This is a genomic window from Evansella vedderi, assembly GCF_030813435.1.
Classification (GTDB): domain Bacteria; phylum Bacillota; class Bacilli; order Bacillales; family Salisediminibacteriaceae; genus Evansella; species Evansella vedderi.
In genome coordinates this window covers 192,922-209,485 of record NZ_JAUSUG010000001.1, presented here as the reverse complement: position 1 = coordinate 209,485, position 16,564 = coordinate 192,922, and the positions used below count along the sequence as shown (strand labels likewise).

Annotated in this window: 10 protein-coding genes; 2 read left to right on the top strand and 8 right to left on the bottom strand. The window is 39.3% G+C overall.

The genetic code is table 11. From position 1 onward, the window contains the following. Positions 1-15 precede the first annotated feature (15 nt). The 3 genes from J2S74_RS01085 to J2S74_RS01075 all read right to left on the bottom strand — a co-directional run bounded on the left by J2S74_RS01085 (position 16) and on the right by J2S74_RS01075 (position 3,788). Positions 16-2,196, bottom strand: coding sequence for a TRAP transporter permease (locus tag J2S74_RS01085; protein WP_307320746.1), 2,181 nt, complete (start codon positions 2,194-2,196; stop codon positions 16-18). Positions 2,197-2,218: 22 nt separating this feature from the next. Next, positions 2,219-2,752 (bottom strand): DUF1850 domain-containing protein, encoded by a 534-nt coding sequence (locus tag J2S74_RS01080; RefSeq protein WP_307320744.1) that lies wholly within the window; start codon positions 2,750-2,752, stop codon positions 2,219-2,221. Positions 2,753-2,819: 67 nt separating this feature from the next. Beyond that, positions 2,820-3,788, bottom strand: coding sequence for a TAXI family TRAP transporter solute-binding subunit (locus tag J2S74_RS01075; RefSeq protein ID WP_307320741.1), 969 nt, complete (start codon positions 3,786-3,788; stop codon positions 2,820-2,822). Positions 3,789-4,035: 247 nt separating this feature from the next. Between J2S74_RS01075 and J2S74_RS01070 the strand changes: the two genes are divergently transcribed. Then, on the top strand, positions 4,036-5,298 hold the full coding sequence (locus J2S74_RS01070) for a sensor histidine kinase (protein WP_307320739.1): 1,263 nt from the start codon (positions 4,036-4,038) through the stop codon (positions 5,296-5,298). Positions 5,299-6,267: 969 nt separating this feature from the next. Here the strand turns inward: J2S74_RS01070 and J2S74_RS01065 are convergent. Together J2S74_RS01065 and J2S74_RS01060 are read right to left on the bottom strand one after the other, a co-directional pair. Continuing rightward, on the bottom strand, positions 6,268-6,870 hold the full coding sequence (locus J2S74_RS01065) for a DNA-binding response regulator (protein WP_307320737.1): 603 nt from the start codon (positions 6,868-6,870) through the stop codon (positions 6,268-6,270). Between the two features lie 264 nt (positions 6,871-7,134). Continuing rightward, complete coding sequence (locus J2S74_RS01060) at positions 7,135-11,658, bottom strand: gamma-glutamyltransferase (RefSeq protein WP_307320735.1); 4,524 nt, start codon at positions 11,656-11,658, stop codon at positions 7,135-7,137. A 264-nt stretch (positions 11,659-11,922) separates the two neighbouring features. Between J2S74_RS01060 and J2S74_RS01055 the strand changes: the two genes are divergently transcribed. Beyond that, positions 11,923-12,891: a hypothetical protein gene (locus J2S74_RS01055; RefSeq protein ID WP_307320733.1), complete on the top strand. Its 969-nt coding sequence runs from the start codon at positions 11,923-11,925 to the stop codon at positions 12,889-12,891. Between the two features lie 1,263 nt (positions 12,892-14,154). Here the strand turns inward: J2S74_RS01055 and J2S74_RS01050 are convergent. The 3 genes from J2S74_RS01050 to J2S74_RS01040 form a co-directional block, all read right to left on the bottom strand. Beyond that, complete coding sequence (locus tag J2S74_RS01050; RefSeq protein WP_307320732.1) at positions 14,155-14,625, bottom strand: hypothetical protein; 471 nt, start codon at positions 14,623-14,625, stop codon at positions 14,155-14,157. Positions 14,626-14,629: 4 nt separating this feature from the next. Next, positions 14,630-15,700: a DUF3231 family protein gene (locus J2S74_RS01045; protein ID WP_307320730.1), complete on the bottom strand. Its 1,071-nt coding sequence runs from the start codon at positions 15,698-15,700 to the stop codon at positions 14,630-14,632. Positions 15,701-15,904: 204 nt separating this feature from the next. Further along, positions 15,905-16,345: an NUDIX domain-containing protein gene (locus J2S74_RS01040; RefSeq protein WP_307320726.1), complete on the bottom strand. Its 441-nt coding sequence runs from the start codon at positions 16,343-16,345 to the stop codon at positions 15,905-15,907. Between the last annotated feature and the right edge of the window lie 219 nt (positions 16,346-16,564).

Below are 16,564 nucleotides of genomic sequence, written 5' to 3'. Positions count from 1 at the left end.
GCGGTGACAGGCATCTCAAAGTGCGATTTGTGATTGTTGTTTGTTTTGTTTAGAGCTTAGGTATTGTGTTGTGATGATGACTGCGAATATGGTTATTCCGATGATATCCGTTATCCAGTGGAAGTGTACGAGCATGAGTGCCGTGATGAGTGCTCCGATTCGTTCTACTTTTGTGTAGTCTCGTAATAACCAGTTTTGGATAAAGGATGAGAATGCGATAATTCCCAGTAACGCTGTGATGATGCTTTTTACGACCATAAACCATGGGTCATCTGTTAAGAGTAAGATGGTTGGGTTCATGGCGAATGCAAATGGTAAAAGTAGTGCTCCGGAATCGTATTTGAAGCCTTGGATACCTGTTCGGACAGGTCCAGCTTTGGCAATCCCCGCGGTAGCATAGGCCGGCAAGTTTATTGGCGGTGTATCATCTGCCAACACTCCGTAATAGAGCACGAATAAGTGTGCTGCTAAAACGGGTAATCCTAACTGAACTAACACTGGTGCTACGATTGCAGCTAAAATAATGTACGTAGCTGTTGTCGGTAGTCCTAGACCTAATAACAAACATGCAAACAATGATAGGATTAACGCAAAGTATAATTGTGTATTATCTGTAACCAAGAATGATGGCATTAACGCCGTTAAATCCGCGGAAAAACCAGTTACGATACGTACGAACTTCGTTGATAAACCAGATAATTGAAGGACCCCGATTAAAATTCCCGCTGTGGCACAGGCAACGATTACCGATAAGGAATTACGTGCTGCTAATTCAAAGCCTTCCAGCAATTGTTTTATCCCAAACCGTACTGGCGCTGCCTCAATATTATATTTTTTCTGCATTAATGCAAAAACGAGAGCTAACACTGTTCCTAGTACTACCATCATCGCAATTTCCGAATGCCAACGAATAAAGTTTTGATCCATGCTTCCTAAAATAAACTCCATTCCAAATGCGATAGCAAAGAGCACTCCTGCGTAAATCAAGCTGCGGCCAATTCGCTCTTTAAATTTATGAGCGAAGAAGGCTAATACTAACAATAACATGATCGCGAAGAAGGCTGCGAAAAACACGGATCTTCCTTGGAAAACTAAAAAATAAATTAACACGAGGACTGGAACAATTAAGTAACCTTGCTGAACGAGTAGCTTCTTTCCAGAAACTAGCTCGCTTTTGTCCATCCCACGAATATTGTTTTTCGATGCTTCAAAATGCACCATAAATAAAATCGCTACATAACAGAGTATCGCTGGTATTAACGCACTTTTGATAATATCAACATACGGGATCCCCGTCATCTCTACCATGATAAAGGCTGCAGCCCCCATGATTGGCGGGAGGAACTGTCCACTGGAGGAAGCTGCCACCTCTACTCCACCGGCAACATGTGGCTTAAACCCAACCCGTTTCATTAATGGGATCGTAAATGTTCCTGTTGTAACCGCATTTGCCGTGGAGCTCCCCGAAATACTTCCGAGCATACCACTGGCAACAACACTGGCTTTCGCAGGGCCACCTTTGTACCGGCCGAATCCCCGTAGCGCGAGGTCAATGAACATTTTTCCCGCACCAGTCGATTCAAGTACTGCACCGAACAAGATAAAAATGAAAACATATAATGCAGACGCATAAATAGGTGTTCCAAAAATACCTGTTCGAGTATAGCCCATTTCGTGTAAAAATCTCGTTAGATCCCCACGACTATGATAAAACTGTCCTGGCATATATTCACCGAGGAAGAAATATAAAATAAAAATACCTGCAATGATTACTAATGGCTTCCCTACTACACGCCTCGTTGCTTCTAGTACTAATACGATAAGGGAAAAAGAAATAAATAAGTCAAAGTCGGTTGGATTTCTGTTTAAAATATGGGTTGCTGTTTGATTCGTCATAATATGGAACCCTATATAAACAGCGTACAAAGCAATCAAACAGTCATACCAAGGAATGGTAACTTGACCTAGCCCTCTTTTTATGGGAAAAATAAGAAAAACTAATACTAAACCTAATGTTAAATGGAGTACGAGAAACTCTCTTGACCCCATTCCTGGGAGGAAACCAAATCCTGCAATATAAAGGTGAAAGGATGCCATCAATACACTTACTACTAAAACAATTCCAGCCCAGCCTTTTCTAAGGTGTCGATCGCTTCCTTCAAGCTCTAATAGTGCTTTTTTTTGTTTGTCTTCCACCTTCCAATCACTCCCTTCAAAATTATTGCCTACCTATCATTAAGGATTTGAATCCACTACCTTCCATGAATGGATGTGAAACCACTTCAAACCATGTCATTGGAATTACTTTAATTTTTAGCCGTTTCCCTTTAAACGGGGCTTCGGATAAAAGTAGTTCCTCGTCCCGAAACTGAAATGTGTGAGGATACAAGGAAGATGGCTTCATTTGTAATAATCCACCATGTATCGGTCTATTTAAATCTTTTAATATATAAAACCCATCTTTCATTTCCACCGTTCCTTGTTGTTCGAACGGCATTCCTGCACCAAATGACTTCGTCCAGCTTTCCATTGTGACGATCTCCCCAGCTTCATTCACCTTAAATTTTTCAATTACCGGTGATTTTTCAACAGAGTGAGTGTATTGATGAGAAAACCATTCCTCTCGTTGAATATCTGTTTTCCATAAAACTTCTTCCCCTTGACCTGCGATAACTAAGGAAAGATAAGGGCTTGATACATGAAAAGAAGCAAATAATACAAGAAGGAAAAGTGTGATAGTAAGATATAACATAGCAACCCTTTTTCTTTTGAAAAGGACACTGCTTCGCAGCAATGTCCTTTTCGGATAAAACGTTGATTTATTGCTCATCATAGAAACGCTTAGCACCTGGGTGTAGCTCAATGGACATACCATCTTGAGCAGTTTCTACCGTAATATCATGACCTCTGTCATGTGTATCTTGTAGAACATTTAGGTTTTCAAAGATTGCTTTTGTCATTTCGTATACTTGATCTTCTGGTAAGTCGCTGCGTACGATTAACATCGCTTGAACCGCAACCGTTGTTACATCTGTAGGAAGATCATACGTGTCTGCACTAATTGTTACACCAGTATAGTAAGGATATTGACTAACAATCTCGTCAATCACACTTTGCTCGATACTAACGATACGTACATCTACCGTTGCACCTAATTGCTGAATGGAACCAGTTGGTGTACCCGCTGTTACGAATGCAGCATCGATGTTTCCATCTTGAAGTGCAGTAGAAGCGTCACCGAAGCCCATATATTCGACTGTAATATCGTCGTAAGAAATTCCGTGAGCTGCTAAAATTTGGTTTGCGTTCGCTTCTGTACCAGAACCAACGTCACCAATCGCAACACGTTTTCCTACTAAGTCTGCAACTGTTTCAATTCCAGTGTCAGCAGTCGTTACAATTTGTACTGTTTCAGGATAAAGAGTAGCTACTCCTTGGAAACCGGATAATGGACCATCTTCTTCAAACATTTGAGTACCTTCTATTGCAAAATACGCAATATCATTTTGAACTAATGCCATTTCTCCTTCGCCTTTGTTTAGCTCAGCTACGTTTACAAGAGAGGCACCACTTACAATACCGGAAGCACTAACTCCATCCACGTTTGCGTCAATAATATCTCCCATTGCAACACCTAGTGGGAAATATACACCCGCTTCTCCACCAGTTAAGATTGTAACATCACTTACCCAGTCATCTCCGCCACCAGTCGATTCGTCCGAACCACATGCAGCAAGAACCATAGCGAATGCAAATAAAACTCCTAATAAGAAACCAAACTTTTTCAAAATAATCCCCCCATATTTTTTTATTCTTAATAATAACGAAGGTTTAACCTTCGAAATGACCAAAATATAAAATATTACGAATATTGAAATACATTTACAGTTTTAATGATACAGAAGTCTCTTCTAGAGAGTAAGTCCAAAATATTTATAGTACCTTTCGTCAAAATACGACAAAATTCATTTCGTTTCTTTGCTATCTTAGTAATATAGTAACAATAGACTCTAATAGAAATGGGCATGATTCTCTATGAAACAACAAGTTCGTTTTCTTCTCATTGTTATGGTAGCTGTCGCAATATTAGGAGAATGGAGAATATTTTTGTTTGACCACGCTTTTCGTTTTAGTCTAGCGGTGATCTTTTTTGCCTTTATTTTACTTTGGAGAAAGGATATATCCCCTCTCCTAGTAGGTGTTTGTGTTGGGTCCTTTGTTGTATTTTTCCGGATTGGCTTGGATGTACTTGTGGGAAAAAATATGCTAGATTCCTTTTGTATCCATTTCCCAGCATTTTTCTTTTATATTACTTATTCCTTGTTATTTGTTATCTGTAAAGTAAGAAAGCATCGCAATTCCGTTTTTCTCGCTGCTGGTTTACTTATCATCATCGAAATTCTCTCCAATGTCGTTGAACTACAAGTAAGAGCAACGATCACTGACTTCTCTGTCCAATTTTCCGATTTACATATGATCATGTTTATTGCTTTCATTCGAAGCTCTGCTGCTGTTGGCTTTTTTACCTTTTTATTATTTCGCGAAGCAAAAGTGAATGAAGAAGCGACGAGAGCAAAGAATGAAAAAATGTTAGCTATCTTATCTGATTTATACGGTGAAACCATTCAATTGCAAAATTCCATAAAAGACATTGAGAAACTAACCATTTTTTGCAAGGAAACGGTTAGAAGGCTTGAGAACTCTCGTTTTCCAGAAAATCAAAAAATAGCTGGTGATGTTTTATGGATTACTTGTGAAGTTCATGAATTGCAGAAAAACTACCATCGCATCAATGCAGGCTTACAGCAAATAATTACGAATAAAATAGCTCATGATACGATGAATATCCAAGAATTAGTTCAATATGTTATCAATTCGAATAAAAAGTATAGTCTTCATTTACAAAAGGACATTGAGTTTACGAAGTATATTGAGCCAAATGACTATGATGTCCAAATTCTGAAGCTATTGCCAATTTTTCAAAACCTGCTTGTGAATGCTGTGGAAGCGATTGATTCTACAGGTAAAATTGAAGTGGAAGTATATCGAGTGGACGATACATTTTCGATTCATATGAAGGATAACGGCCCTGGAATCCCTGATCAGGAAAAGCCCTATATTTTCCAATTAGGGTATTCTACGAAATTTAAATCTGATGGAACGATGTCTACTGGGATTGGGCTATATTATGTTCATGAAATTGTGACAAAGCTAGGTGGAAGTATTCAAGTGAAGGATGGTGCCAAGGGTACTTATATGTATGTTCAATTGCCTTTTGAAAAAATAAAGGTAGAGTAGGAAATCATTGTGAAAATTTAAAGGTAGACCTCTATGCAAGTGAAAATTTGCACCATGGAGTATGAAAATTTTATTACTCAATCTAACATTCCAGTTTTATCGAAAAAGTTTCGCGGAAAGTATTATGTACTATTTGAATGAATTTCATAAATTTATGCCCTTATATACCAAGGCTTTTTAAGCATGAAAAAGGAGTACCTCCCAAAATGTCTATTTTACTCTTCTTCTATTTTGAAAAGAAAATGGAAGACTAGTTAGAAGTTTACTTGTCTCATAAACAAATTCATGGTACATGTATCGTACCAGAAGCATAGTTACCTGTCTCATAAAGCTTTCATGAAACGTGTAACGTAAAGGAAACGTACTTACCTGTCTCATAAAGCTTTCATAAAACGCGTAACGTAATGGAATCGTGACTTTCCTGTCTCATTAAAGCCTCCATGAAACGCGTAACGTAATGGAAACGCCACTTACCTGTCTCATAAAGCTTTCATGAAACGCGTAACGTAATGGAAGCGTTACTTACCTGTCTCATAAAGCTTTCATGAAACGCGTAACGTAATGGAAGCGTTACTTACCTGTCTCATAAAGCTTTCATGGAACGCGTAACGTAATGGTAACGCCACTTACCTGTCTCATAAAGCATTCATGAAACGCGATTCTTAATCCACACAATTTTGTGAAAACACGGAAAATATCATATGTAATATTAACAATAGTGGCTACCCTTGTTCCCCCGCCAGACTTTATTTCTGCGATCATTGTCATTGCACCGCTAATCCTATTATACGAACTAAGCATTACGTTGTCGAAAGTAGTTTATAAGAAAAAGCAACAAACCGTACTTAAACAAGCAAGCTAGTGGATGTTAATTAGGGACGGTTCTCATTCTCCCTAATTAGAATTACTACTAAATAAGGCGAATGAGAACCGTCCCTTTACGATCACTAATCGGAGTGTGATATTGTTTTAGATCAACTGCATTTCCTTCGCCTTTCGAGCTGCGTCTTTGCTATTAAACGAAGACGTTTTCTTAAGTATGTTTGTGATATGATTTTTTACAGTTTGAAGGGTGATGCAAAGCTGCTCTGCAATTTCTGTTTGAGTTAATCTTAGACTAATTAGTTTGAGGATTTTTAATTCCGTAGCTGTGAGAAGTGATTTAAATTTCTCCCTTTCATACTTTTCTACGAGTTGTTGGAGAGTTAGCTTTTCCCTCACTTTATTGAAAACGCTTACAACTTCAATTATGTTTATTGGTTTGTTAATAAAATAATCGATACCAAGAGTATATGCTTCTCCGATAAATTGTTTGTCTTTCACTTGAGAAAGCATGATAATACTGCCCTTATAGTCTTTCTTGTGTAAGTCCTTTATGCCATCAATCCCACTTTTTACTGGCATAATAAGATCGGTCATTATCACATTTATTTCTTTCTTATAAAATTCTACATCATCAACATAGGATCCATCTTCATATTCAAAAATAACCTTGCCAATCCCATTATCTTCCACAATGTTTTTTAATATTTTTCTAACAGCAGGATCGTCATCTATTATAGCAATATTCAACTACTCCACCCCCTATAACAATCGTATTTAGTATTCGATACAAACGACACTTTACGGATCGGACAATTATTTCCTATTACAGACATTATAAAAGAATGAATCAAATTTTATCAAGAATATTTGTAATATTATTGAAAGTTGTTTGTAATATAACGTAACAAAACCCATTCACTATAAAAGAAGCTAGGACAAAACGATGTCCCAGCCTCTCGTTGATTCTGTTAGAACCGTCCGTCTATTACATTTTTAATCTACTATTTGGTGCTAGTCTTGCCCTATTCTTTTCCCATTGTTCGTATTATTGTTGCGGTTTTCGTTATCTCTTCGGTTCTCGTCGTCTCTACGCTTTTCCCCATCCCTGCGATGCTCTCCATCCTTACGTTTGTCTTCTCCTGGAGGTCGGTGTTCTTCCGGGTCTGCGTCAAAGGCCATTGCACTTCCTCCACCTCGGCGTACCGCTTCGGCTACTGCTTGTTTTTCACCGTCCTCCGTGAAGGCAATACCATTGAAAGAGCCAATTCCTTGGACAAGGTTAGAGATTTCAAATTTATGTCCTAATGCTTTCAACTCTTTGTATTCTTGTGTTTCTGTAAAAAATCGTTCGATGACTGTTTCTCCAGAAATTTTGTTTTCTTGAGAAATTCGTGCTGATTCCACCGCATCTGGTAAGGACATGCCTCGATCAAGGTATTGTAGCAATATTTTTGACACGGTATTTGGAATGGTTAAGCCACCTGGGGCTCCTCCTGCAAAAACAGGCTTGCCGTCTTTAATTATAATCGTTGGAGACATGGTACTTAATGGTCTCATCCGAGGTGCTGCCGCATTTGGCTCGCCCTCTTCTGCAGAAATTGGTGTACGATTTCCAATTGCATTGTTTAATAGGAATCCGTAACGGGGAACAACAATTCCTGTTCCACCAATGTTCACAATCGTCGAAGTATGAACAACTACGTTTCCGTATTTATCGGCAACAGTAAGGTTGATCGTTTCCCCCTCTTCAGAAGTTCCCTCGGTTATTTCCATCGTAATCCCTGAATCGTCTACCTCAACAACCTGAATTTCACCTAAGCGAACTTCTGCACCAGTACTTCCGAATTCATAAGCACCAAAGAACAATGTTCCAGCATCACTCACAATGTTTTCCTCTGTCACATATGTCCACTCACTTGGCTCCGCTTCAGACGCGTTCCATATTTTCACAAAAAGTTGGTTGTCCACGATTCGGAGACGGAGCATTTGCTCTTCTTCGGTTCCAGCATTGGAAATATTATGGAACCATGTGTTACTTCCATTCACCGCTCGAATCAATCTTATGCGGTTTTCACTAGGACGAATGTCCACTCCTACACCATTCGATGGAGAAACCGTTGGGCTAGGATTTCCATCAGAGCGAAGCCAGATTCGTAGATGAGGATTGGAATTCTCCCCTAAATGGCTAAAGCGAAATGGTACGAGTAACTCTTTATTTCTCGCTGGCAACATGTTAGCCGCCCCGTTGGCATAAGAAGCGTTTCTCGGTAAATTCATAATACCGTAACCATCACCAGAAAGGGTTTGTGATGCATCCCTTGTTGTTAACGTGAAAAACTTGCTCGCATCCCATGGATCACCGGCATTCCCTGCAAAATCATAGGTAAAACCAGGCTCAAGCTCGCCAACAACGGTACGCTCGTTCGTTTCCATGATGTCGATCTTACCAATTCTGATGTCTGCACCAGCATTTCCAAATTCATAGGCACCAATCATAAAGCTTCCCAATCGATCCACAGACGGTTCTTCTGTTACAAATGTCCACTCATTCGGTTCCCCTTCCGATGCATTCCAAACCTTCACCGAAATTTGCTCATCTACCACCTTAAAGCGAAGCATTTGCTTTTCATCACCACCATCAAAGGAAATATCCTGGAACCATGTATTACTTCCATTTACCGCTCTAACAAGACGAATTCGGTTCTGATTCGGACGAATATCAACGCCAATCCCATTTCTTGGGGAAATGGTCGGACTCGGTTCATCCGCACGTAACCATAAACGTAAATGTGGATCTGAATCGGCAGCTAAATCATTGAATTGGAACGGAAGCACGACCTCTTTATTTTTTGCGAGCTTCATATTCGCAATCGCATTCCCATAAGAGGTATTGCCAAACAGATGTATCCTCCCATTCCCGTCTCCAGTAAGTGTCTGACTCGCATCCCTTGTCGTTAAGGTACTGAATTTCTCCCCTGACCACGAATCCCCTTCATTTCCTGCAAAGTCATAGGAAAAACCTGGCTCGGTTAACGTCAGCTTGTCTGTTTCCTCTACATGGATATCACCGATTGTAAAGGAACCTCCAGCTCCATTTGTAAACTCATAGGCACTGACTTTAAACGTTCCTTCTCCTAAAACTGGGTTGTCTTCGTCCACATACACGAAGTTCCAATCCCTTGGTTCAGGTTCAGAAGCATCCCAAACTTTCACAGAAATTTGGTTATCTACGAGCTTAAAGCGAAGCATTTGTTCTTCGGTTGATCGATCATAATGGAATCTAGCAATCTCCCCTTGGCTACCGTTTTGTGCCTTGTGGATACGGATATTGTTAAAACCAGATTTTATTTCCACACTATAGCCGTTTTCAGGGAAAGTGTTCGATGCCCAATCATCGGCACGTAGCCAAAAACGGAGTGTCCGACTGCTTCCAAGATCGTTAATTTTATACGGAACAGTGAGCTCCATATTTTTTGCCGGAAGCATCTTCGGCGCCGCTCTACCATAATCATGCTGAGAGTCTCCAAGTGTAATCCTTCCATAACCATCACCTGTTTGCTCGATGACGGTAGGTTCTCTTACCTCCACTGTGAAGACAGCTTCATCCCACGGATCACCGGCATTACCAGTAAATTGGTGGAAAAACCCTGGTGCCATGCTTAATTCATCTGTTTCTTCTAGTACAATCGGTCCTACCGTAAACGCGCCACCTTCCGTCGTATTGGCAAGCTCTACTGTACTAATTAGTAGACGCCCTGGTTCGGTGAGAGAGTTATCCTCGTGGACGAAATTCCATCTACTAGGCTCCTCTTCCCCATCATTCCATAGTTTTACAGACAATTGATTATCTACCACTTTAAAACGTAACCACTGTATATCTGTCGTACGTTCATGATCAAATCTAGCAATTGTTCCACCAGAACCATTGACTCGATCTAATAGGTGAATTTCATCACTGCCAGAGCGAATTTCCACTGCATAGCCATTATGTGGACTGGAGCTTAAATTCCACCCATCTGCTCTTAGCCAAAAACGGAGTCGGCGGTCTCCACCGAAATCATTGATTCGGAAAGGAACGAGAATCTCCATATCCTCTGTCCAAATCATATTCGATGCCGCTCTACCAGCAGAGTTCCTTCTCGCACCAATTTCCATACGGCCAAAACCATTTCCATCTAATTCATAGGTTGTATCATAAGATGTATCTACGTAAAACTTTGTTTTCTCCCAATCCTCCCCCGCCGCTCCTGCAAAGTCGTAGGAGAAGCCTGGCTCTAACTTAGGTAAAGGAATGGCAGGTCGATTAGGATCCTCGTCATACGGCCACACATTCCCTGGTGCTACTTGTCCAACTTTCGCTGTATCACCGATTTTTTGGCGAAGATACTCTGCGTAGGATTTGGACATCATTCCATCTACAGGTACATGGACGTGGTCCGGATCCCCGTGATAGTTTCGATAATCGGCAAAAACAAGTCGGGAAGCTTCTATATAATAATGTAAAAATTCTGTTTCGGACATGCTCGATAGATCATAACCTTCAAGAATATTAAGTAATCCACCAATAATCAATCCGCCACTTGACACAGGTGGCATTCCATAGACGTCATAGCCACGATAGGTTGTATGAATCGGACTACTATGGACCGTTGTATAGGATGCAAGATCCTCCATCGTCATGACACCAGGGATCGGCAACGGGAGATCTTGTCTCCATTGTGATTCTGGGTTGTCTACATATGGTGGGTTTGTCACAGCTTCTACAATCGCTTCCCCTATTTCGCCATAATAAAAAACAGTACTCCCATGCTCCGCAATTAGTTCAAAGGCATTAGCCAAATCAGGGTTTTTCATGATTGTACCTGGCTCTGGCACCTGCCCATCCTCCGTTAAAAATAATTCACGAGTCGGCTCATAGAGACGGAACCTGGAAGCATTTTCCCTAATCTCTCGAATTAAATTGTCATCTGCAGCAAAGCCTTCTCTTGCATAACGAATGGCAGGAGCTAACACCTCTGCAAACGTCATTGTTCCGTATTGTTCTAACGCTTCTTCCCACGCCTTCACTGCACCTGGAACCCCAACTGCCATCCCGCTGCTCATTCTTGATTCAGATGGTAGGATGTTTCCATCTTCATCAATGAAGGAGTCAATGTTGAACGCTTCTGGAGACATGGAGCGATGACCAATCGTCACGACCTCATCCAACTCCGCCAAGTAAATGTTCATCATACCTCCCCCACCAATTCCACCAGAGAAGGGGCGAGTTAAATTGTGAACCGCATGAGCTGCAATGGCGGCATCAATCGCATTTCCCCCTGCTTCCATGATGTCCATGGCCGCTTGAGACGCTAACGGATGCTCGGAAGCCACCGCTCCCCCCGTCCCCGTAGCAACAGGCTGCTGCTCAAAATATGGATTAGAGAATGTTTCATCATAGTCGAATCCTTGAGCAAATCCTACTACATTCACAGGGAGAAGTAACAATAAAACTAGAAATACACAAAATAACCGTCTACACTTTTTCCTACTCATGACATTCCTCCTAGTAAAAATAGTATTCTATTTAATAGTAAGATAATTAAGAATATTGAATAAGTCCTAAATTAGTATAGTACCTTTCGACAAAAGTCGAGGGGATTTGAGGATTGGTTGGGAGTTGGGTTGGGGAATCTCACATGGTTGGGTAGCTAAAAAAGGGAAATACACCCTTTTCAGCAGTCTCGAATCGTCCCCATATGTTCATCATGTGTTACACTCTAGGTATCACTCATGTATTCGCAATTCGGGAGGTTATCCATGTACCTTTTACTAGGAATCTTATCAAGCTTATTCATCGTTGTTACGATAATAGGTCTATTCCAACCTAACTGGGTTTTTCCATGGGGAGAAAGAACAAGAAAACAAGCTCTATTTACTTATTTGCCATTAACACTAATGACCCTCATACTATTTGGGATGATCGGTAAAGCAGAAGCAGAGATTGATATGGAGGCAAAAATACGTCATTTGCAAGGGGAATCACTACAGGGTATCGAATTAACACTAGAACAATTAGATACCAATTTCGCGTATTATGAAGAAACTTCCAAACTATTAAACGATCAATTTGATTGGTTACGTGAAACCGTTCTTCCTTATTATGAAACTGTGGAAGGGATTGTAGATATTACAGACTATACGAGGCACCTAAACAAATTCCAATGGTTACAAAGTATCCATGAAGCCAGCCAATTCGGTAACTTTACAAGCACAATCGGAATTAGTTCTAGAATCCTATCCGCAACACTCGGTGAAGTCGCTATTCATATGAGGAACCTAAATACTTTTACGGATTTGGATGAGGAGATTTCTACTTCCATAAGCAAGCTGAAGGCATTGCACGAAGAATATAAAGAAACAAAGGAATTAGACGTTCTAGTACAAATCGATAGAGAGTTAAATACGACCTATTTTCCGTTAATCAAAGAGCTAGAATCCTTCATTCAAGAATCAATAATTACATTCCATACGCTCGCAACATTTTTTTACCAACAACAAAATATAAAAATGTTCGCCTCCGATGCACTTGATGCATTCATGTTCTGGAAGGAACAAGAAGACGACATCGACGCTGATCAACGATTAACGGAATTAGCAGAAAACCTAGCCCTCATCGAAAATGCACCAGAAGAATTCCGATCAAGAATTCAATTAGACACGGAATCTATCATGAGTATTCATTCACACTTAGCAGTCATACAGGCATTGGAGGAACTGAACCACTAAATCCTCCCCTTCCTTATCCTCTTCGCGAGGTGCCTGGCATGAAATTCCATCGCTAATGAACATAGATGGGTTAGGAATCACTAAAACAGAAAGTGTTGAAACGTGGGTGATAACGACAAAACCCGAGCAGTGGCAGGCTCTTAATTTTAACGATCTTTTGTGCCACCTATTTTCACGGTAGACCCCAAAAAAATGAATAATTAAAAAAAGACACTCCCATACTATCCAATTCACAATTTTTAGCCAATTCGATTGCGTTTAAACCCATAGAATAATCTGATGTTAAGCAATTGGTGTCCAAATTATACCAAGGTTGTATTTAAAAAGTCACATGAGTTATAAATCTATCAAATATATTATTAGCCTTATCATAAAAAGGACATACACTAATCTCATTTCTCTTTAAATGTTTAATAAAGTTTGGAATTATAAGTTTTATAAACCCACGTCTAGTCCTCGGAAGGGTACTACCTCTACTATGTGTAAACCTCAAAGAGCAGCCCACGTCCTATGGGCATCGGCGTAATGTTACCGTCCTGGTTTCCGGACAATGCCTCAGTCTCCTCGGGATAAACCGACCTCCAGGGTCTTCATCTATTGCTTTTCCCGCTGGAGTCTCCGCCTTTCGCTACTCCAAGCTTTTTAAAAAACAACAAAGTTTACGAAAAGAGCCATTTTATAAGACAGGTAAGTGGCGTTTCCCTTTCGTTACGTGTTTCATAAACGCTTTATGAGACAGGTAAGCCGCGCTTCCAATACATTACGCGTTACATAATCGCTTTTTAAGAAAAAGTGGAGTTCCGTCGAGACAACTCGAAGCGTATTTGTTTAGTAACGCTCGTCCCTGGGGTGTCTTCAGCTGCTCCTGCGATTACTCGTCGCAAGAAAAGAATGTTGCTTTTCCTTGTGGAATAAATGTGATCTTACTTGCTATTATCATTACGGTAATCATGGATGTTACTAAAAGTCTTTAAGTGTATGTAGAGGTTAAGTTAGATAAAAATTGATGAAATCATATTTTTATTAAAAGGTGCTTGAGGCCAGTGCTTTAAAACGTTGGCTGCAGGTAACGGGTTCCGTATCCTATCGCAAAATTGTAAATTACAATTGAAAATGTAAGGCTAATTTGTATCTGTATTAGCAGTTTAATTTGTGGTAATTCAATTTAATAAAGGATTGGTTTTCAGATGTAAACCGATCCTTTTTACCAGGTTTTTCTAATTCACTTCTATAACTATCGCTTTCCCGTTTGTTAAAGAAGACTTACTCTTCATTTATAAAGGTAGTTGCAATGGATTTAATTATATAGCCAATCAGTAGTCCTGGAATTAAAAAAGTCATCGGTAGAAAAACTGGACCCAGCTTAATGCCAAACAATGTTAATTTGGTGGAGTATATTAAGCCAATTGTAATAAAAAATGCCCCAAATACAAATGGCAGATATGCCAATGCTGAAGTATCTCCTTCAGCGTCTCGGTAGGCATCCCAAATACTAAACATATATAAACAAGGATAAAACATTAGCCATTGATAATTAGGTGTCTCAATTGCTTTGTTTATTTCTCCCATAAAAGAAAGCATTATAGTCAAGTTAAAATTACTTTGGATGTTTACGATAAACTCTAAAAGGATGAGGACAATCCCCTTCACTATTTTACCGTTTAAAAACTGACCAAAACCAGGTAATGCTATACTCCATAATAAAGCCTCGTGTTTTTTAGGCTTCCTTTTCATAGCTTCATTCCGCCGATTGGTTTCCTGTTGAGTTCTTTGATAGCTTTTCTCTGTCAGCTGCTGTTGGCGGCTCTTCTAACCAACCTTTTTCAATCATCATATTCAATCCATCATTACCATACTTCCCAATGCTTGCTGTAAGCGTACCAAATTGAATATGTATATCGTGCCTCATTATTTTTGAAATTGCTGTTCCATAATTTTGTATTCCTATCCCATTAGAAAGAATACCGTGATAAAGCAATAGTTTATCCGAGAATGGAGAAACAGTTGAATCAGTAATATGTGCATCCATAAGCTTTGGAGTAGGAAGATTATCATTTATAAGAAGTTTTCCTAATTCAATAATTTGCTCCTCTGCTAGTTGAGCACCTCTTCGAAAATAACCCCTTAATTCTTCGGATGATGCAATCTGACTGAATGCTAGCATCATCGCTTTGCCTAACGTATTTGTATTAATATTGATTTGTAGGTGCTTAATTTCCAATGCGGTTAATGGTCTCGTTTTACCTGCTAAAACTGAAATAAAAGAATCCTTTTCCACAAAATCCACATTCTTAGGATAAGGAATTGTAGGTGGTGCAATATCCATCCCCTTCGATAATAACAAATGAATTCCTTTATTATAGGTTATTCTCGTATCTTCAAGACACATAGAAAAATAATCAATGATGTCTTGCCTGAAGGATGAGGTTAAAGTATTAGCGTAAGTTTGAAGACCAGCCCTCGCCATTTCCGTTATATAAAAAACCATAAAGATATCACTAAATAAGCGAGGGGCATCCTTTCTAATATCTTGCTCACCAAACCCAACTGGAATTGGTATATTTTCTTTTTCATATATTTCTTGGATTACTTGAATGTGTTTCTTTCCAGTATGTAATGCAAATTCCATAAATTCTTTTACTTCATTATCTTCCACCACTTGGAGATGATGTTCAAACACACAGCTAAATAAAGAGTCCCCTAAATAATTGGCAAATAAATCCCCTATTTCAGAAGCAACAAGCTTTTTGTTTTGTTGATGCTCTTTCATTTCTTCGAGTTGTATTTTACCTAATGGATTGTTTTCCACAAATATATTTCCCCCTCAAATATATACAATCTAAGTGGTATTATATGTAAAAAAGAAAAGACTATACAACTAGAATACATTTTTAATATGTATTGTTGTATAGCCTCTTTTTTATTTGAGAATTCTCCCCTTTTCTTGAACAAGGGAAGCGACAGCCTCTTGTACGATCGCTTTCCCGTTAGCTTAACAAGAATTTTACGTTGCTTAGCGAATAAAAGCTAAGTCCCTATTGGCAAGGGCATCATTTAACCATTGAGGGTGCATTTTCAACAAGTCTTTTGGTAAGTTCTGTTGTTTAAAAAAATGAATTTCCAGTGACTCAGGAGAATTACATCTTAATTCACCTCCAATAATTTCAGCTAAAAAGCAAGTTGTTATAAAGTGTACTGCTTTTCCATTTGGATAAGTAAATACTTGAGAATTAGGTTCAGAGTACACACCAATAAGCTTTTTAATTCTTATTTCTAAATTGGTTTCCTCTTTAACTTCTCTGATAGCTGCTTCAGAAACTGTTTCTCCTTTTTCTATGTGTCCTGAAGGAATACCCCAAAGTCCTACATCGGACCTCTTTTGTAACAAAACTTGATTCTTCTCATTCAAAATAATAACTGCGACACCTGCTTTTAAAGCATCAATTCTTTTCATAAAATATAGCCTCCCTTAAATTATAAATGTATAAAAAAAGGCCGAGGGGAAAGATTTCAACGCATAACAAATACGCTGAACCTTTCCCCTCGGACCTTTTATGTCAATAGGTGCCTTTTACATATTGTAAAAGATGTAGCCCTCGGTCACTGACCTACCTAGTAGCGGAACCCTAGCTACAATTTTCCAGTTCATATTAATTTTACAACTATTAATGAC